Raw genomic sequence first — 19,337 nt, forward strand, 5'->3', positions numbered from 1 at the left:
GAAGTATGACGACAATTTTCTTGAAATATAATCCTTATAAGGTTGAGACTGTTGTGACTATTGATGGGGAACCAATTAAGGAAGATAGTTATTTAGCACAATTTAAGAATGAACGTTTACAATTGTGGATTGATCAATTTATTGAGAGATTAATAGATGAACTTAATGAAGATACGTTTTCATTAAATTTTGAAGGAACACAATTTGATTTTGAAGATGTAGAAGAAGCGTGTGCTAAATATAATGCGGAACATAACGCGAGTGTAACTGTAAGTTATACGGTAACTGAAAATAGTAATAATAAAATTGATGAGCTAAAAGAATTGTTTGAATATATGCAAGAAGGACCATTCGAAGATCTTAAAAGTAATGGCATTCGAAGGAATTTTGATAAAGCTTTGAGTTCAGACTTTGAAATTGCTGTCGTTGCAACAATGAGTTCAGGGAAATCGACACTTATCAACTCCCTTTTAGGAACAGAATTAATGCCAGCAAAAAATGAGGCTTGTACAGCCACAATTGCAACTATTAAAAATACTGAACAGAAAGATTTGTTAGGGCGTTGCTTAAATCATGAACAAGAGGAGATTGAGGAATGGCAAGAACTTAATCTAGAAGTGATGGATCGTTTTAATAACAATGAAGAAGTTTCAGACATTGAGATAAAGGCGAATATCCCTAATATTTCTTCAGGAAAAATGAATCTAGTTCTTGTTGATACACCAGGACCGAATAATTCACGTAATAGCTCTCACCGTGATCATACATATCGCGTTATTAAAAATGATACAAAACCAATGGTTCTATATGTTTTAAATGCAACGCAGTTAGGTATTCAAGATGATAATGATCTGTTAAATACAGTAGCAGAACAAATGAAAAGCGGCGGGAAGCAATCGAAAGATCGATTTATTTTTGCGGTTAATAAAATAGATGAATTCGATACGGAAGCAGGAGAAAGTGTTAGCGAAACGATTCGTGATGTTAGAGAATACCTTGAAGAAAAAGGAATTGAAAACCCTAATATATTCCCAGTATCAGCATTGATGGCGAAACTAATTCGTATGGATCAAAATGGTCATAAATTAACTAAAAAACAAAAAAATGCGTTACGTGAGCATGATTTGTTCATTGAAGAAGAAGAATTAAACCTATTAAAGCATGCACCTTTAAGTGAAAAACGTAAAGAAAATCTTTATGAAAAAGTGCAAGTGGCGAAAGATGAAGAAGATACGTATCAAGAGGCATTAATGTATACTGGTGTTCCTTCAATTGAAGAAGCTATAAATGAATATTTGGAGAAATATGCAGTTACATCTAAAATTACAACAGCCGTCAATTCTTTTAAGGATGTTGTAGAAGCTAAAAGATTAGAACAAAACTTGAAAACAGAGTTAGTTTCTAATGAACAGAAACGTATAGAAATTCATGAGCAAATGAAAAAGCTAAATGAAGAAATTGAAAAAGGGAATAGAGCTCAGCAATTTAAAGAACGCATCAAGCGTAAACAATACGACCAGCATGATATTATTCAACGAATTGAGGGTAAAATTGAGCGGAAAATTGATGACATGGTCGAAATTTTTCGAGATAAAGTAAGGATTGAAGAATACGAAGCCAATAAGCTAATTGAGAGATTAAAAGAAGATATAAAATCATTACAAAGTGATATTAAAACGGATTTAGAGCTAATTATTTTAATGGTATTAAAAAATAATGCAAAAGAGCTATTGGAAGAGTATAAGGGATATGTACAAGATTTAATTGAAGTGAGTGGTAATGCACTTAGCACTGAAGAATTCTCAATTTTCTTCACGGACATTCCTAATGCAGAATCGATAGTAAGTGAAATCTCTTATGATGCCAGTGTAGTAACAGGAGAAGAATGGGTATCAACTTCAAAATGGTATAATCCATTTTCATGGGGAGATGGTTACAACAGGAACATTTATTCAACAAAAACTTTTGTTAATGTTGATGACATTACAGAAAATGTGATTTTTCCTGTGAAACTTAATGTGTATGAAAATATTGAATATGCACAGGCATATATAAAAAGTGAAGAAAAGCGTATAAAGGTATATTTCAATAGTGAAATTGATAGATTAGAAAATTTATTAAAAAATAAAGTGAAAGAAATAGAAGTATTATCTAGTGATAGTGAATTGATTAGAGAAAGATTGATTGAGGATAAAGAAAAGTATGAATGGTTACAAGATTTCCAAGTTCGTTTAAATAATATTTTAGAAATTTAAATAAGGAGTGAATAAAATGTTTAACCCACAAGCCTTTCTGGTAGAAGCAGTTTCTTCAGGTGAATTAAAAAGAATTCGGGTAGCGCTAAGTACTTACCTAACGAAAAATCCGACAAATGATGGCGGAGAAATAACAAATGCTTTAAATTATGTCCAAAAAAACTTTAATGAAGAATTATGGGAAATGCAGGATGAACGAAAATTAGAAAAAGATGCATCTAAATGGACAAAAGCGTATCTAGCAGATTTAAAAAGCGATTTAAGAAATAATTTTTCTAAAGAGAGATTTAATCATATTTTGGAAGTTGGAAAAGTAGTTCATCAAAAAAAAAAGTCGACACACATGGACAACCAACCCGAAAGAGTATTACAGAAAACAACAAAATCAGAAACAACAAGGAAAGTGTCAGTCAATCGAAGTCGAATATCCAAGAAGGGCCAGCTAGTAATAAGCGGAATATTGGTAGCCGTGGCAGCGGCAGCAGTAGTGTATCTAATGAAGGAATAGAAAAAGGGTACTTACAAGGGGAAGAAAAAATAAGTAGTCATACAAGCTTTACCCCTTCTCGATACTTGCTTGATTCTGTTTCTAAGGGAAGAATTAGTTTAATTAGGGAGGCAATGATAATGGATATCGCTAAGTCTCCCTATTTATATTCGGAAATTGTGTCATTTGTTCTGGGGACAATTGCTGCACAAGATTTGTGGAACGATTCTAGTAGAGTACTCATTAAAGAGAAAAGATATTGGAACAATCAGTACTATATACAGCTAAAGAAAGATTTAAAAGTAAACTTTACTGAAGAAAATTTGAAGTATTTTGTTGAAGTTTTACACATGTTATTAGAACAAAAAGAGTTTGATAAGCAAGCTGAGCGGGAAATGAATAAACGAAATGCTTCGGAAAAAAGAGTGGGACTTTTTGAGGTAGTGATGAATCAAAATGTTGAATTTATAGAACGTACGCTCGAAGGGTTTAATAGTAACTTTGAAAGGTTTTCAAACATTGGACAGTCAATGAGAGAAGAAATAAAACAAAGAGAGTCAAATTCCGATGTAGATTTAATATACAAAAATTCTCGTAAACGGTAGTCAATTAAATTTGGTGGTGAGTGGATAAATGACGCAAGATGTATCTTTAGTATATCGGAAAGAACTAGATGTTCGAAATTATGAAGAACTAGAGAATGGATTCCAATTAGCAAGTAGTTTTGTACAAAAAAACTATATTAGTGAATTAACGAGTCATGAAGTAGTGCCTGTTGATGCAGACTTAGATAGTGCGACAATAAGACAGCAAATCCGTTTATTTAAAGTAGGTAAGCTAGTTTATGATAAAAATGAGAATAGCATTGATAAGTTATCAAGTGTATATAATGCCTTATTTAATGTAAGAAGCGCGATTGTTATGATTCTAGATAGTGATGGTGAGCAAACAGATTTGTATTTAGGGGTTCGTGCAAATTGCGAGGAAAAAAACATTAATGTTGCGAAAGAAACATTAGAGAAAAGTTTTTTAGGTAATTTTCCTGGTAGTGACATTGAGAATTTAAGAAACCCTCAAATTGAGGAACTGTTAAATAAAAGTATCGATGTGAAAAAGAACGGTAATGCTCGTGTTATTTCTACTGTTTCAGGTATCCCATCATTAAAGGATAGTAATAAAGAAAACTTTGTACAAGGTATGGAGAAATTAGTAGATGCAATGAAAGGCGAAACTTTTACTGCGGTTTTTATCTCTGATCCTATTCTTCATAAGCAAGTAGAAGAGATGCAAAGTGGTTATGAGAAATTATATTCGCAACTTGTTCCGTTCGCGCAATGTGATTTCAACTTTAATATAAATGATAGTCAGGCAATAACAGATAGCTTAACGCTAGGATTTAATGAAACTCTTAATGAAAGTTTAACGCAAACGCAAAGTTTTACAAATGGGAATTCTGAAACGAAAGGTAGCTCTGAAACGAAAGGGAAGACCAGAAGTGTAGCTGGAGTAGCACCACTTATAGGGGCAGGAATAGGCGCAGTATTTGCTGGACCAATGGGAGCTGCTTTTGGTGGCAGTATTGGTAGTGCAGCAGCAAGTATGATGGGAAGTACATCTGAAAGCAAAGCTTCAAATGAATCTGTTACTGACAGTCAATCCAAAACGGAAGGTACATCTAGTACAACTGGTAAGTCGAATTCTACCTCGACACAAGAGGGGAAATCAGAAACATTATCTATTGGAAATACAAAAGGTATTCAGTTGAACTTTGAGAATAAGGCTGTAACAAATTTACTTGAACAAATCGATGAGCAATTAAAGCGCTTAAAAAGTTCAAATGATTTTGGTATGTGGAATACAGCTTGTTATTTTGTAGCACCGAATCAACAAGTGGCTGAAGTAGCCGCAAGTACATTTAAAGCGATTATGCGTGGTGAAAATTCAGCTATAGAACATTCAGCAATTAATACGTGGACTTCAGAACAAAAGGACAAAGTTTCTGAAGTTGGGCGATATTTAAAACAGTTGAAGCATCCTATTATTGATATGAAAGTAGAAAATGGATTGGATATGCCGTATGTAACGCCAGGTTCATTGTTGAGTGGTAAAGAAGTGGCGATTATGATGAACTTACCGCGTAAATCTGTAAGTGGTATACCTGTTCTTGAAACTGCGGAGTTTGGGCGTAATGGATTTTCATATGAAGATACAGAAAACAATTCAAAAATAAATATTGGTAAAGTATTTCATATGGGAAAGGTAGAACAAACAAAGGTAGCGGTAGATATTCAAAGTTTAGCGATGCATACTTTTGTTACGGGCTCTACTGGCTCAGGAAAATCCAATACAATTTATAAATTGTTGCATGAACTGAACCGTAAGCGTATTCCGTTTCTTGTAATTGAACCTGCAAAAGGAGAATATAAGCAAATATTTGGTGGACGTGAAGATGTACATGTGTTTGGAACAAATTCAAAATTCACGCCATTATTAAAAATTAATCCTTTTAGATTTCCAGATGAAATTCATGTACTTGAGCATATAGATCGTTTAGTGGAGATTTTTAATGCGTGTTGGCCAATGTATGCGGCAATGCCTGCAGTTTTAAAAGAAGCGCTTGAGAGAGTCTATGAGGAGAACGGATGGGATCTTGAACTGTCGCTTCACATTGAAGAAAAACTAAGTTTTCCAACGATGCATGATTTAGTAAAAGTCTTACCAGAAATTATTCATGAATCAGGCTATTCTGAGGAATTGAAGAGTAATTATATAGGTGCATTAGTTACTCGTGTAAAATCATTAACTAATGGATTAGTGGGGCGTATTTTCTCAGGGGAAGAAATTGAGAATCGGTACTTATTTGATGAAAATTGCTTAATTGATTTAAGTCGTATTGGTTCATCTGAAACAAAGGCATTATTAATGGGGATTTTATTTATGAGATTGCAGGAGCATCGTATGACAAATACGCAAGAGATGAATCAACCATTACAGCATGTTACTGTTTTAGAAGAAGCTCATCATTTATTGCCTAAAACTTCGAATTCGCAATCACAAGAGGGAAGTAATCTTCAAGGGAAATCAGTTGAAATGATTACGAATGCTATCGCAGAGATGCGTACATATGGTGAAGGATTTATCATTGCAGATCAATCCCCGAACTTGCTAGATACATCAGTTATTCGTAATACGAATACAAAGATCATTCTTCGTTTACCTGAAGGAAGTGATCGTCGTGAAGTTGGTCTTGCAGCTAGCTTAAATGAAGATCAGATTAATGAAATTCCTAAATTGAAAACAGGGGTTTCAATTGTATATCAAAACAACTGGTTACAGCCGGTATTATGCACCTTTGAAAAATATGAAAATGAAAATCCATATGTACATAAAGAGGATGTTACATCTTTAAGTCAAAGTAAGAAAAACACCGGTGACATTTTAAAGATTCTCTTAGCTGGTCGTATGACAGAAAAGCCATATTTTAATAAGAGTGAACAAGAAATCAACGAGTTGCAAACTTGGTTATCTAATACGAGTTTACCAAATAGTCTTAAACAAAATGTACTCACGGAACTTTCTTCTTTTAACAACAAAGAAGAGGTCAAATACTGGGAACAAAGTTCATTTGATGAACTTTCTAACGTAGTTTGGAATTTACTTCATGGGGATAAAATTCAAAAGTATGCGAAAGCAGCTATGTCATTTGATCAATATAATGAAAAGTTACGATTGGCACTAAAAAGATATGCAGTTTTGGAAGGAAATCATGAATTAGAGCAATCAATAATCCAATGCTTATTGTATCAACATTCTATTGAGAAGCCTGCTTTCAAAGAGTTTTATTTCAATTGGGTAGAGGATGCTCGTCAAAAGGAGCTGTATTTATGATTGAAGCAATGGCACAAACATTTTTAGAAGTTCAAAAGCAAGATGTGATGAAAGGGACTACAGAAATTCCTTCATTTGCACGAGAAATGGCTCCAAAAGAGGTACATAGTTATGAAGAGGCGAATAAGCCAATTCGCTATGTAGAAACAAGAAATCAAAGTTTAGAGAACGATTTACACCCTATCACAGGTGTTCCTTTTGAAAAGAAAATAATTGAGTTACCAAGCGGTGAAATAGTAGAAGGTGTTTTCCCAGAGTTTCCTGTAACATATGAAGTGCAATTAGATGAGCAACAATACTTAGATAGTGATGCAAGACAATTTAAGACGGCGATAGGGAAATTAGCTCAAGAAATTGAAAATAACCCGGACCTCCAAAAGAAATTTACACCTGAGCAACTTGAACAAATTAAATATGGTGAAACACCAGAGGGTTATGTGTGGCATCATTCTGAGCAGCCAGGAGTTTTACAACTTGTAGATAAAGATTTACACGATAAAAGTGGTCATACAGGTGGACGTAACTTATGGGGCGGAGGAACAGAACATCGATAAACGGTTACTAAGTAACTAATGAGAGAAGGGGTGAAGTATAATATGAATGTAAGCTGGATTATGTCCAAGCCATTAAGGGATGAAGAAGAGGTTGTTCGCTTTGAAAATATGTTAGAAATAGTACTTCCAGATGATTATAAATTATGTATTACTAATTATAATGCTGGTCGTCCAAGACCAAACGTATTTGATACAGCTCAGAGAAAAGAGTTAGTTGCCAAAGCACTATTGTCATTTGATCAATCGAATGTAGAGAATATATGGGACACGTTTGAAAACGTAAAAAATCAGTTACCTAAACGAATTGTTCCATTTATGAGTGATCAATTTGGCAATTATATTTGTTTTGATTATAGAACGTCTAATGAACCGGCTGTTGTATTTTGGGACCATGAACTAAGTCATCAAAATATAGAAAAAGGAATTAGTTATATAGCTAATAGTTTCTCAGAATTTGTTGAAGGCTTGTATGAATTGAATTAAGTGTAATAAATAATGCCAACTTGCTTCAGACAAGTTGGCATTTGATTTAGAAAACTAGTAAAAAACAATTAATATGACACACATACTACCACATTACAAACTATAATTTACTTATAACAATACATTAAAATGATTATTGAAGAGAAGTGTTCACAAATTTATAAACGGCGGTGCAGGGATTGGATTATAATTTTGAGATTTTATCACTTTTAGATGATTCGATGGAGTTTGAGAAGTTACATAGTAAGTTTAATCGTTTTAATCCTTTTAAAATATTGAAGGTGGATAGGTTTGAGATTAGGCATTCTAATATGATTGCTTGGTTACTTGATCCTACGGAGAATCATCATCTGGGTTCTATGTTTGTCAATAAGTTGCTTTCTAAAACGTTTGTAAAAGCGGAAAATGAGGAGTTAATTGGTCGATATAATTTTATTAAATTACATAAGCAGTCTCTTCAAGATTTGGAAGTTTTCCGCGAAGTACAAACGAAGAATAATAAACGAATTGATATTTTGGCAATATCAGAGTCGCAAAAGGTTGCTATTTTGATTGAAAATAAATATAAGTCGTCAGAATCAGATGGACAATTACAAAATTACATCAATTTTGTTAGCGAGAAATATGAAGGGTATACGATTATTCCAATCTTTTTAAGTTTAGATGGTAGTGCGCCAAGCCATACGTCGTATCTTACTTTAGATTACGGGGATATTTTAAATATCCTGAAAGCACAATTGGAGATTTATAGTGAGTATACGTCTAGTACGATTAAAGATTTTATTTCCTATTATATTGATATATTAGAGGGAGAACTAGTTCGTGATGAGGAAGACATTGAACTAGCGTTAACTGTGTATAAAAACCATAAAGCTGCTGTTGATTTTCTATGTGTAAATGGTAACGGAAAAGTGGTTGGAAAGTTTGTTAGTAAAGAGTTGCAACGGGCTGTGAGGAAATTGGATGGTGAAGTGAAAGAAGATCTTCGCAAAATTTATAAGAAGTATGCTGAAACACTTCGTTTTATACATAAAGCTGGAAATAGTGTAATGAGAGAGGCGTTCTTACAGTTTGTAGAACAAAATCAAATACCAAATGGTTGCTACAAGGAACATATTCGTATTCCATCATTCATTTTTGAAGAATGGAGACAACTTGATGAGTTTGTTGGCGTGCCAAAAGGTGAGTGGTGGTTACGCAATGCTCTTATTACTTGGTTTGAAAGAGAACCAGATGGGCGTATGAAGCTTACGATTGAAGTAGGTCCGTTAGAACAATATGAAAATCGATTAAAATTATTATGTAAGTTAGAAGAGAATGGTGTAACGATTAAAGAGAAAGCGAAAGAAAATGGAGCGAAGTTTACGAGAATTTACACGGTATATATGGATGTGAAGGATTGGGCGGATCAAGATGAGATTCTTCAAGTGATGAATAACATGTATAACTGTGCAGACTTTAATCAAGTCGTTTCCGCGATAGACGATACGATATCTAGTTTTATAAATGGAGAAGAAGATACGTTTGAAGAACGTAATCAAATAGAAGTAGATGTTTTAGCTAATGCGTTCCGATCATTTATTCATCAACATAAGCTTCAAGAAGAATTTTATAATATCAGTAGTAAAAAACCGTCATTTATTATGCCACAGTTTCGCGCGCTTGAGGAACAATTTGGTAAACCGAAATGGGATTGGTGGTTAAATAACTGTGCGATTATGTGGTTTGAGCGTTTGAAAGATAATAGATTGAAGCTGACGTTAGAAATTGGTCCGCTGGAATCACAAAAGAGACTAACGCTATTACATAAGCTTGAAAGCAAAGGGAAAAAAATAAGTCTACAAGCTAAAAGACCGGAAGCGATGTTTACTAAAATTTATACACGAACATGTCCGATTAGTAATTGGTCAGGTGAAGATGTGGTGCTGAGTGCAATGAACGAGTTATTTAGTGATGAAGGGTGTAAAAATGTCATCCAAATGTTAACGGATATCACTGAAGAGGGCGTTTATATGTAAGAGGGGTTGCCAAGTACAGAGGAATGTACTTGGCAATTATTTTAACTTAATAAAGGAGATTGTTCATTTATGAAATTAGCAAAAACAGAGATACAGCAATTTATATTAAAACAATTGGAGCTTTGCGAGTTGAAAGAATTAGATGTCGAATTCGCAGTTCGAGGGCTGGATTTTGATCCAAACATGTTTATTCGTGCGGGAGAAATGGGCTTAGAAATAGGGTTTCATAGATTAGTATGGACTTGTCCAGTCGCACCAGATATGACACGGTTTACGCATCATATATTATTATGGGAACATCTGGAAGAATTAAGTGACAGTGAAAAGGCTGTGGAAATGACAGAGAGTATTCGTATGGTGGCTGATTTTAGAAAGAGGCGTTACCAGCAGTGTCAGTTTTGTAATACAAAGACTTTGCCGGAACATCTTTTTGAGGATGGTGTATGTTATGGATGTGCTACTGTGCATTTTGGGGTGATATATTGATGTTTTGGAAGTATGTATAGAGAGTGGTAAAGAAGTTAGAAATGGATTTTGAGTATAGACGGAAGGTGTTGGAGTGGTATTATATACAATACTATTTTCAAATAGAGGAACCTCGTTGTGTACTCATAGTATAGCTGATAAGAGGCTTTTTATTTAACAAAAAGGTTATCAATAAACAGTCGTTTAGAGATAACCTTTAAAAGTAGTAGAAGAATTAAAAGAGAGTCTAGCTAGATTTATTGTTAGCTAGTGTATCCCCACCACCAAGCTCCGCCTCAATCTGCGAAGTCTTCGATGACTCATCCATACGCCAATACGTAATAAAGCTTATCGCGATACATCCAGCTACGTAGAAGTAGAATAGTGATTCCATTCCGATACTCTTTAGCCATAATGCGATGAACTCTGCAGTTCCCCCGAATATCGCAACAGTTAATGCATATGGTAAACCTACGCCAAGTGCGCGAATTTCAGTTGGGAAGAGTTCTGCTTTTACAATCGCGTTAATGGAAGTATAACCGGTAACGATAATGAGACCGACCATCATAAGTAAGAATGCTACCATTGGTTCTGTCGTTTTTTCCATGAAGAAGAAGATTGGTGCTGTTAGTAATGTTCCGAGAATACCGAATGCCATTAATAGTGGGCGGCGTCCAATTTTATCGGATAATAGCCCTGCAATTGGCTGAAGTACGACGAAAATGAGTAGTGCAGCAAAGTTAATCCAGCTTACAACTTCTTTCGGCAGACCGACTGTGTTTACCATGAACTTTTGTAAATATGTTGTGTACGTATAGAATGCGACAGTGCCTCCTAATGTTAGGCCGACTACTGTTAATACTGCTTTCGGATGTTTCATAAGAGCGCGAACGGTTCCTGCGTTTTCGCGTTTTTGTGATTTTATGTTTGAGAATTGCTCCGATTCATCCATTGTACGGCGAAGCCATAATACAGCTACTGCACCCATCGCTCCAATAATGAACGGAATGCGCCAGCCCCAAGCTTTCATATCTGGTTCGCTTAGTAATTGTTGAAGAACAATTTGAACGCCTAACGCAACCATTTGCCCAGCAACGAGCGTTACATATTGGAAGCTTGAATAAAAACCGCGGCGTCCACTACTAGCCATTTCAGATAAATACGTTGCGGAAGTTCCGTACTCTCCGCCGAGTGATAATCCTTGTAGTAAACGAGCCAGAACTAAAATAATTGGCGCCATAATACCGATGCTTTCGTAACTAGGTGTACAGGCGATAATTAAAGAACCACCGGCCATAACTGTAATCGAAAGCGTTAATGCTGCCCGGCGTCCGTGCCGATCCGCATAGCGACCCATTAATAAACTTCCGATAGGGCGCATTAAAAAACCAACTGCGAAAATAGCCGCTGTGTTCAGTAACTGACTCGTTGGATCGCCTTTAGGAAAGAACTCTGCTGAGAAGTAAACAGCGAAGGCAGAGTAAACGTACCAGTCGTACCATTCAATTAAATTGCCGACTGAACCTTTGAAAATATTGCCGGCGACTCGGTTAGATTTTGCTTGAGCCATAATGATTCCTCCTCTTGCTTATAAATAGAATGATAATTATGAAAGCGTGTTCATCGTAGTTGAATTGTACTGTCTATAGAATAAAATCTCAATATTATGACAATTTTATTCTTTTTGTACTTTATGTACATGGAGAGTTTTAATAGTTGCTTCATTATTCGTTTTGTCATAATAATAGAAAGAGGAGATTGATAGTTTTGAATATTTTATCAAAGGATATGAAGTATGAAGAAATCACGCAAAGTCTCATTACAAACGAAAATAGTCAGCTTAATTATCGCGTTAATTTTATTTGTCGTTCTCCTATTAGCAGGAATATTTGTTTACATTCAGTCCGTTGATACGAAACGCCAAGTGGAGCAGTTAGCACTGCAAACAGCTAAATCTCTTTCTTTTATGCCTGCTATAAAAGATGCCTTTCAAAATAATGAGCATAAAAGTACGATCCCATCTATTGCGGAACAAGTTCGTGAGCAAGCTGGTGCAGATACTGTCATTATAGAAGATCGCTTTGGGGTGATGTATTCCCATTCTAATTCGGAGTTAATTGGCACAAAGAGTAACAATCCATATAACTATGAAGCACTCACTTTTGGTGGCTATTATACGCTTGAAGGAAATGGGGAAAGTGGTCCGGCTTTAATGGCGAAGGCGCCCATTATTGTTCATAACGGAGACTACGATCAAGTAGTAGGTGTTGTGACAGTAGAGTTTTTAATAAAAGGTATTGAATCTAACATACTGAGCAGAACGAAAGAAATTATACTCTTTTCCTTAGCTGTATTACTAGCTGGAATTGTTGGCGGTATTCTTTTAGCACGTAGCATTCGTAAAGATACACTCGGTTTGGAACCGAATGAAATCGCGGCGTTATATCGGGAACGAAGCGCGATACTACTATCTATAAAAGAAGGAATTATCGCCATTGATCAAAATGGTTTTATTACGATGATGAACACATCGGCAGAAGAAATGCTACATGTAAATGGTGATTATATGCAGCAGCACATTTCAAAAGTTTTACCGGAATTTAATATGGAGAGAGTGCTAGAAAACGATCAAGAAATCGCGTTTCAAGATAAAGTGTTTATTTTAAACATGACACCGATACTTGAAAATAACAGTACGGCAGGAGTTGTATGTAGTTTTAGAGATAAAACAGAACTGCAAAACCTTGTGAACACAATATCTGAGGTAAGAAAGTATTCAGAGGACTTACGCGCTCAAACGCATGAATTTACAAATAAGCTGTTCGTTTTATCAGGATTACTTCAGTTAGGACATTACAAAGAAGCAATTGAATTTATTCAGCAAGAATCTAATATTCATCAAAGTCAAAATCATATTTTATTCCATCAAATTCATGATGCGAAAGTACAAGCTATTTTATTAGGAAAAATCGGAACAGCATCTGAGAAGAAAATTGATTTTCATATTGAAGGAGATAGTGCGCTTCATCCGTTACCAGACCATATAAAAGTATCGCACCTTATTACGATTCTTGGAAACATAATCGACAATGCGTTTGATGCGGTGAGTGGACAAGAGGAGAAGAATGTTTCCTTCTTCGTTACGGATATTGGCCACGACATTGTGTTTGAAGTGATAGATAGTGGAGAAGGGATACCAGTTGGAAAAATCACGACCATTTTTCAAAAAGGATTTTCGACGAAAGGAAATGATCGTGGTTACGGACTAGCAAATGTAAAAGAAATGGTAGATTTACTAGAGGGAGCAATTGAAATTCAAAACGAGAAAAATGGGGGAGCTATTTTTACAATTTACCTTCCGAAAACATTGAGAGAAAGTACATGACAAACAGGGGGATGGGCATATGTTGAAGGTTGCAATTGCAGAAGATGATTTTCGCGTCGCACAAATTCAGGAAGAGTTTTTATCAAAAATAAAGGACGTAAAAGTGATTGGAAAAGCATTGAACGCAAAAGAAACGATGGAACTACTACAAAGGGAAGAAATCGATTTGCTTCTATTAGATAATTATTTACCAGACGGAATTGGCACAGACTTATTGCCAAAAATCCATGCAGACTTTCCAACCGTTGACGTCATTATGGTGACAGCGGAAAATGAAAACCATATGTTAGAAAAAGCAATTCGAAATGGCGTAAGTAATTACCTTATAAAACCAGTCACGTTAGAAAAATTCGTTCGCACAATTGAAGACTATAAAAGAAAGAAGCAATTATTACATAGTAATAATGAAGTAAATCAAGCACTCATCGATAACTTCTTCGGCATTTCGCAAACACAAGATATAAAAAACTTACCGACTGGTGTTGATCCGTTAACATTGCAAAAAGTGAAAGGTATTATAAAAGGATTCGAAGAGGGCATTACAATAGAAGAAATGGGAGAACAAATGGGGGCCTCCAGAACAACCGCAAGAAGATATTTAGAATACTTAGTAGCGACAAACGAATGCACAGTAGAGTACACATACGGCATTATCGGACGACCAGAGCGAAAATATCGCATAGGACGAGGACTATGAAAAAACGATTATTACTATGTATATGGATCATGACGGGAGTAATAGCTGGTTGTTCCTCAGAAAAGTCTCAAAAGAATACAGTAAACATAGACAAAGTAGAAATCGTTGCGCCAAATGTTCAAGGAGCAGGATGGGACTTAACAGCACGAGCGATGCAAAAAACACTAACAGAAGAAAAAATCTTCACAAAACCAATCACAGTCACAAACAAAGTGGGCGGCAGCGGTGATGTCGGATGGAAATATACGAAACAAAAAGGCGGTCACGTACTGGCGATCAACTCAAGCTTACTCATAACGAACAACCTACTAGGCCACAGTAAACTAACATATAAAGACTTCACACCGCTAGCAACACTCGCATCGGACTGGGAAGTCGTTGTCGTATCAAAAGACTCAAACATAGAAAACGCAAAGCAACTAATGGAACAACTAAAACAAGACAAGAATAACTTCAAAATCGGCGTTGCCCCTGGCTTAGGAAACGACGATCATCTATCCTTCGTACAAGTAAGCAAAGCATTCGGCATAAACCCTGCCGAACTACAATTCTTCGTCTACGAAAACAAAGAAAAAATCATAAACGCTTTAACGAACAAACAAATCACCGCCGCAACCATGACCCTATCCGAAGCCGAAAAACAATACAAAGCCGGCAAAATAAAAATACTAGCCGTATCCGCACCAAAACGTCTAGACCGACTACCAGAAATCCCAACATGGAAAGAACAAGGAATCAACGTCATCTTCCAGCACTGGAAAGGCATTATGGGCCCAAAAGATATGACGGAGGAAGAGGTTGCTTATTGGGATGGTGTTATTAAGAGGATGGTGGAGAGTGATAGTTGGAAGGGGATTTTGAGGGAGCGGGGTTGGAATTCTTATTATAGGGATAGTGGGGAGAGTAGGGTGTTTTTGGAGGATAGTTATGAGTGGTATGGGGGGATGGTAAAAAGGAATTGAGTATTATTTTATTTACCTATAGTAGGGTGGAGTATAAATGGAAAATGAATGGATAAACAAAAAGGTGGAAGAACTACTTTTAGGTTAAATTTCATAAAAGTAGTTCTTCCACCATGTATATTTGCAACTCTCTTAAAAAGTTCATTTTGTTTTAACTTAGCTTGAGTATTACACTATTAGTTATATACATTAAGTGTTTCGAATAGTTCCATTTGCTGTGAGTTTAATCTATTGTTATTTATTTTTTCCATGTTGTTCAAGCTCCATTCAGCAATAGGGCGTGCAATTACTCTCGCGAGTTCAACAGGTACAGCATTCCCGATTTGTTTATATATTTTGTCTAACTTTCCATTTTCACTAATGGATAAATTGTTACCATCAGAAAATACAAACCAGTCAGGGAATGTTTGTATGCGTGCAATCTCTTGCACAGATAGTCTTCTATGAGATCTTTCATTTCCTGGTAATTCCCATTTGTCCGTTCCAATCTTTTGCATAGGTTCGCCGCTAGGGTGTAAAGGAGCCTGTCTTCCAGAAGCTTGTATAGTAAAACTTTGCTCGTTCCACTGTTTTTTTCGATTTCGAGACAGATATATGGATGAAAAGCTTCCTTCATAGTACGATCCAGGATTGGATTCTAAATCACCGATAGCGTCTTTTAACGTTACATAGGATTTTTTATTTTTCCCAATACCATGTGTTGGCTCTGGGAATTTATATTCGAAATCAAGTCCTTTTCTTACGCCGACAATGAATACTCGTTCTCTAAGTTGTGGGACACCATAATCTCGTGAATTGACAAGCTGAAACTTAACATTGTAGCCAGCGGATTCGAAGTCTTGAATAATTTGTTTAATGACTTCTCCTTTCCCTAGGGTTAACATGCCTTTAACATTCTCAGCAATAAAGAAGGCTGGTTTTGTTTGGAGAAGACATCGAATGAAATGGATATATAGAAAGTTTCTTTCATCGTCAATTAGTCTTGGACCGGCTTCACTGAACCCTGGGCATGGAAAACCACCTAATACGATATCGCATTTTGGGAAAGTTTTAATTTTGCGAATATCTTTTTGGTTTTGAATGACTGTTTGTGGAAAATTTAATCTATATGTTTGATTTGCTTCCTTAAACATATCCACAGAATAAATGGTATGAAATACACTTTGGTTTCTGTCTCTATCAAAAGATTCACGAGAAGATAATATGTTATTGGTTTTGGTATTACCTATCGTTGCATCTAAGCCAGATAATTCAGCACCGAGATCTAGACCACCACAGCCTGAAAATAAACTTACAAGATTAAGCTTATTAGGGTCGAAGTTTATATTTGCTTCCGTATCTTCTTCTGGTAATCCTTGTGTATTTTCTTGCTCTTCTTGGATTTTCTCTATTAGTAAATTTTTTACTTGTTCAATATCATAATCTTTTAACGGACGGTATTTTGCCCTACCTCGTTCTTCGATTTTCATACAAGCACCTCCGATAATTACTTGTTTATTTTAACACTTTAAGCCGGAAAAGGCCAGTATGCAGATTATTATGTAATATTTCCGCAGGGCAGGTTGTAATATTCTATCAATGTTGTGAAATTTAGGAATGTATTTTGTGAAATTGATAAAGAATATTTAATACTTGTTTGTATTTCAAAGGTGTATTCTATGGTGAAAATATTGTGATCATATTTTTGCCATAGAATGCCTTGGATATGTAAGTGTTTTTTTAGTCTTACTTATTTAGCGTTTTAATAATTTTTACCTACTTAATGTTTAATTGGTATTCGGAAGTTAATTTAACAGAAGACCATCCATGGTGTTGTCCTTTACTGAATTTCATGCGCAAGCTAATTGTTTCTTGATCATTGCTCCACAATATGGTGTTTTGAATGGTAGTAGGTGTGTTGATTTTAACTTTTATCGCACTATTGATCTCTGAATGTTCTTTGCAAAGACTAACTCCCTCATTGTAAATTGTAATAGCCATCATTGCTTTTCCTAATAAATTTCCAGTACCTGTTCGAAGTTGTTCTTGATTGGCTTTTTCTAATTGCTTTCCTAGTTCATAAGACAGTTTTTCTAGACTATCTCTATGATTTAAACCCCCAGTGTTAAAGGTAGATTTCACCTCATTTACAATAGATTCCATACTTCCCACGTTAAAATATGTAGGACCTAAAATTGTTCCGATCCCAGGGTTTTTTGTAGTTATCTTGCTATTCTTTTTAGATAGAGCTTTTAGGGAAATATTTTCAACAATAATATCATTGTTCGCTTTTAAGATTAACTGAAGGTCACCGGTATCAAGTCTATCACCGATATAGGCATCTGGAATTAATTCGATGCTTTCTATAGTATAGTCGTTATATTTTTGACGTAATTTCTTTGTTATAGCTGGTACGATTGTAGAAGTTGAATCAAATAATTCTTTTAGTGTTTCTGGTTTTAAAGCAGAATAATATGTACCGAGTAATTCAATACATGTATTTGGATCTACTTGGACGATATTAGGAAACTCCTTCAAAAAATAATAGTATGAAAAGGCTTCATGACATTTTCCTATCGCATTACTGTTATTTTTTATCTTGATATACTCATGTTTAGTTATTAGTTTTTTTATTTTGTTAATAGTTTTCTTATTGATATTTTTTATATCTTGTTCTTCTGGAAACTCATGATAACTAGTCGCAAGTTTTATAGATGTTGTAGGGTCGCTTTCAAATTTAAACCGTAAAGTTAGTGCTACTTCACCAAATTTAATACCCACTGAAGCCTTTCCTATTTTATATAACTCAATATCTTTAAAAGTAGGGTATGATGGACAGAACTTTTCAACTTGAATGTCATTTTCATCTTTTCCATATTGGGTAATAATGTTGACATTATCAACCATAAAAAAGGAATTGAATGCATGGGAAAAACCTAAACCTATATTTCCTTGATTGTGAAACTGTTGAAGTAGAGAAAAACATGTTTCACGTAAATTAAAGAGAAAGCGTCCTCTATATTCATTAATGTCGTTTGTGAATTTAGGGAAATAGTCTTGAACAAGTGTTTTTAATTCCTTTTTATCAGTGATATAGTGTGTACCCTCATTATGTTCAACTAAATCTTTTAAGAATTCTAAGTAGTATTTTTCGAATTTGTTATTAAAAATATCCTGCATGTCTTGGGATAAGAAGTATTTTGTTAAGAAGCTTTTTGCTCCAAGATTTTTGGGCTGAATTTTCCCACCCTTTTTTATGTAGAATAAATTTATATAGGTAATCGATCCATCTTTTAAATACAGCGTAAGATCATTAGTACGATCTGGATGTGGATCATCGAACTTTGAAGTAACTGAACCAATGTTTGGATATAAACCTTGGATAAAAGTAACTGTTTCCTTTGTTGTCTGTGGATAATTATTGATAGATAAGGAGTTTAATGACTGTAATAATGCTTGTTGTACTGATTTTACGTGGCTGTCTCCGATAGTTTTTGGGATTGGCTTCTTTTTCATTGTACACATCCTTTGGACTGTAAGTTAGTGTTCTTAAAATTGCACTTAAGTTAATAGGAGTAAATAATATGATTTGAAATTTTCAAATTGATAAATCGAAAATAGCATAGAGCTATAGGTATCTCTTTTTAAAGGTTATAATATATACTGTTATTAATATACATATTTTACGAATAAAATTAAAGTGAGTCTAGAATTTGAAGAATATATGGTTTGTTTTTCTATTGTACGGATACTTCTTATGAAAGAAGCCAGTCTTTTACCTTAATAAGTCATAGGTTATTAATGACTAGAGTTGCTGAGATAACAGAGTTATTAAGAGAATTGTTTCTAACAACTGAAAAAATTAGATGAAAGGTACTCCGGATAATAATATATATATTGATATATATTATTATAGATTTAAAATGAATTAGGTAAGGAAATATCAGAACGTATAGCTTATCCATGTAAGTTAGCGAATTTATTTGAGCATGATAGGGAAGTTGACTTCTATGTAAAGATGGAAGAAGTAAAACAAAGAATTAAAATAAATAGCAATAATAAAAGACTCTTAACGCTTGTTAAGGGTCTTTTATTATTTAGGTATCTGAAGTGATGTAAGAGCTTAATGTTTAATGAGATAGGATATGACGGTGTGTAAAAAAA

General features: G+C 34.8%; 14 protein-coding genes. 11 read left to right on the plus strand and 3 right to left on the minus strand.

Annotated features, from left to right (window positions below):
* Nucleotides 1–5: 5 nt before the first annotated feature.
* The 8 genes from FOT98_RS21195 (at nucleotide 6) to FOT98_RS21230 (ending at nucleotide 10,171) form a co-directional block, all read left to right on the plus strand.
* Nucleotides 6–2,255, plus strand: a complete 2,250-nt coding sequence (locus FOT98_RS21195) for a dynamin family protein (RefSeq protein WP_063263284.1) — start codon at nucleotides 6–8, stop codon at nucleotides 2,253–2,255.
* 16 nt (nucleotides 2,256–2,271) lie between these two features.
* The gene (locus FOT98_RS21200) at nucleotides 2,272–2,763 is read left to right on the plus strand and encodes a hypothetical protein (RefSeq protein WP_063263283.1); all 492 of its coding nucleotides are present in this window, start codon (nucleotides 2,272–2,274) and stop codon (nucleotides 2,761–2,763) included.
* 119 nt (nucleotides 2,764–2,882) lie between these two features.
* The gene (locus tag FOT98_RS21205; protein WP_063263282.1) at nucleotides 2,883–3,347 is read left to right on the plus strand and encodes a hypothetical protein; all 465 of its coding nucleotides are present in this window, start codon (nucleotides 2,883–2,885) and stop codon (nucleotides 3,345–3,347) included.
* 28 nt (nucleotides 3,348–3,375) lie between these two features.
* Nucleotides 3,376–6,630: an ATP-binding protein gene (locus FOT98_RS21210; RefSeq protein ID WP_063263281.1), complete on the plus strand. Its 3,255-nt coding sequence runs from the start codon at nucleotides 3,376–3,378 to the stop codon at nucleotides 6,628–6,630.
* Nucleotides 6,627–7,184, plus strand: coding sequence for an HNH endonuclease (locus FOT98_RS21215; protein ID WP_235608034.1), 558 nt, complete (start codon nucleotides 6,627–6,629; stop codon nucleotides 7,182–7,184). The genes FOT98_RS21210 and FOT98_RS21215 overlap by 4 nt, the downstream gene beginning before the upstream one ends.
* Nucleotides 7,185–7,226: 42 nt before the next feature.
* Nucleotides 7,227–7,667 (plus strand): SMI1/KNR4 family protein, encoded by a 441-nt coding sequence (locus FOT98_RS21220; protein WP_063263279.1) that lies wholly within the window; start codon nucleotides 7,227–7,229, stop codon nucleotides 7,665–7,667.
* A gap of 179 nt (nucleotides 7,668–7,846) precedes the next feature.
* The gene (locus tag FOT98_RS21225) at nucleotides 7,847–9,685 is read left to right on the plus strand and encodes a PDDEXK-like family protein (RefSeq protein ID WP_063263278.1); all 1,839 of its coding nucleotides are present in this window, start codon (nucleotides 7,847–7,849) and stop codon (nucleotides 9,683–9,685) included.
* A 69-nt stretch (nucleotides 9,686–9,754) separates the two neighbouring features.
* Nucleotides 9,755–10,171 (plus strand): hypothetical protein, encoded by a 417-nt coding sequence (locus FOT98_RS21230; protein ID WP_063263277.1) that lies wholly within the window; start codon nucleotides 9,755–9,757, stop codon nucleotides 10,169–10,171.
* A gap of 226 nt (nucleotides 10,172–10,397) precedes the next feature.
* On the opposite strand, the gene FOT98_RS21235 is transcribed toward FOT98_RS21230, so the two are convergent.
* Nucleotides 10,398–11,720, minus strand: a complete 1,323-nt coding sequence (locus FOT98_RS21235) for an MFS transporter (protein ID WP_063263276.1) — start codon at nucleotides 11,718–11,720, stop codon at nucleotides 10,398–10,400.
* Between the two features lie 225 nt (nucleotides 11,721–11,945).
* On the opposite strand from FOT98_RS21235, the gene FOT98_RS21240 reads away from it, so the two are divergent.
* Genes FOT98_RS21240 through FOT98_RS21250 form a run of 3 tightly spaced genes read left to right on the plus strand, consistent with a single transcriptional unit; the run spans nucleotide 11,946 to nucleotide 15,194 of the window.
* Nucleotides 11,946–13,535 carry an ATP-binding protein gene (locus FOT98_RS21240; RefSeq protein ID WP_063263275.1) on the plus strand — a complete coding sequence of 530 codons (1,590 nt, stop codon included), beginning with the start codon at nucleotides 11,946–11,948 and terminating at the stop codon, nucleotides 13,533–13,535.
* A 19-nt stretch (nucleotides 13,536–13,554) separates the two neighbouring features.
* Nucleotides 13,555–14,232 carry a response regulator gene (locus FOT98_RS21245; protein WP_063263274.1) on the plus strand — a complete coding sequence of 226 codons (678 nt, stop codon included), beginning with the start codon at nucleotides 13,555–13,557 and terminating at the stop codon, nucleotides 14,230–14,232.
* The gene (locus tag FOT98_RS21250; RefSeq protein WP_063263273.1) at nucleotides 14,229–15,194 is read left to right on the plus strand and encodes a tripartite tricarboxylate transporter substrate binding protein; all 966 of its coding nucleotides are present in this window, start codon (nucleotides 14,229–14,231) and stop codon (nucleotides 15,192–15,194) included. The genes FOT98_RS21245 and FOT98_RS21250 overlap by 4 nt, the downstream gene beginning before the upstream one ends.
* 176 nt (nucleotides 15,195–15,370) lie before the next feature.
* Here the strand turns inward: FOT98_RS21250 and FOT98_RS21255 are convergent, their stop codons facing one another.
* The gene (locus tag FOT98_RS21255) at nucleotides 15,371–16,663 is read right to left on the minus strand and encodes a DNA cytosine methyltransferase (protein WP_063263272.1); all 1,293 of its coding nucleotides are present in this window, start codon (nucleotides 16,661–16,663) and stop codon (nucleotides 15,371–15,373) included.
* Nucleotides 16,664–16,949: 286 nt separating this feature from the next.
* Nucleotides 16,950–18,689 carry a hypothetical protein gene (locus tag FOT98_RS21260; protein ID WP_063263271.1) on the minus strand — a complete coding sequence of 580 codons (1,740 nt, stop codon included), beginning with the start codon at nucleotides 18,687–18,689 and terminating at the stop codon, nucleotides 16,950–16,952.
* Nucleotides 18,690–19,337: the final 648 nt, after the last annotated feature.

The organism is Bacillus sp. HY001 (assembly GCF_007558965.1).
In the GTDB taxonomy this organism is placed as follows: Bacteria; Bacillota; Bacilli; order Bacillales; family Bacillaceae_G; genus Bacillus_A; species Bacillus_A mobilis.

Excerpts from the sequence above, each read along its gene's own strand:
- FOT98_RS21195 (WP_063263284.1), top strand. The coding sequence starts at position 6 with ATGACGACAATTTTCTTGAAATATAATCCTTATAAGGTTGAGACTGTT.
- FOT98_RS21200 (WP_063263283.1), top strand. The coding sequence starts at position 2,272 with ATGTTTAACCCACAAGCCTTTCTGGTAGAAGCAGTTTCTTCAGGTGAA.
- FOT98_RS21205 (WP_063263282.1), top strand. The coding sequence starts at position 2,883 with ATGGATATCGCTAAGTCTCCCTATTTATATTCGGAAATTGTGTCATTT.
- FOT98_RS21210 (WP_063263281.1), top strand. The coding sequence starts at position 3,376 with ATGACGCAAGATGTATCTTTAGTATATCGGAAAGAACTAGATGTTCGA.
- FOT98_RS21215 (WP_235608034.1), top strand. The coding sequence starts at position 6,627 with ATGATTGAAGCAATGGCACAAACATTTTTAGAAGTTCAAAAGCAAGAT.
- FOT98_RS21220 (WP_063263279.1), top strand. The coding sequence starts at position 7,227 with ATGAATGTAAGCTGGATTATGTCCAAGCCATTAAGGGATGAAGAAGAG.
- FOT98_RS21230 (WP_063263277.1), top strand. The coding sequence starts at position 9,755 with ATGAAATTAGCAAAAACAGAGATACAGCAATTTATATTAAAACAATTG.
- FOT98_RS21235 (WP_063263276.1), bottom strand. The coding sequence starts at position 11,720 with ATGGCTCAAGCAAAATCTAACCGAGTCGCCGGCAATATTTTCAAAGGT.
- FOT98_RS21240 (WP_063263275.1), top strand. The coding sequence starts at position 11,946 with ATGAAGAAATCACGCAAAGTCTCATTACAAACGAAAATAGTCAGCTTA.
- FOT98_RS21245 (WP_063263274.1), top strand. The coding sequence starts at position 13,555 with ATGTTGAAGGTTGCAATTGCAGAAGATGATTTTCGCGTCGCACAAATT.
- FOT98_RS21250 (WP_063263273.1), top strand. The coding sequence starts at position 14,229 with ATGAAAAAACGATTATTACTATGTATATGGATCATGACGGGAGTAATA.
- FOT98_RS21255 (WP_063263272.1), bottom strand. The coding sequence starts at position 16,663 with ATGAAAATCGAAGAACGAGGTAGGGCAAAATACCGTCCGTTAAAAGAT.
- FOT98_RS21260 (WP_063263271.1), bottom strand. The coding sequence starts at position 18,689 with ATGAAAAAGAAGCCAATCCCAAAAACTATCGGAGACAGCCACGTAAAA.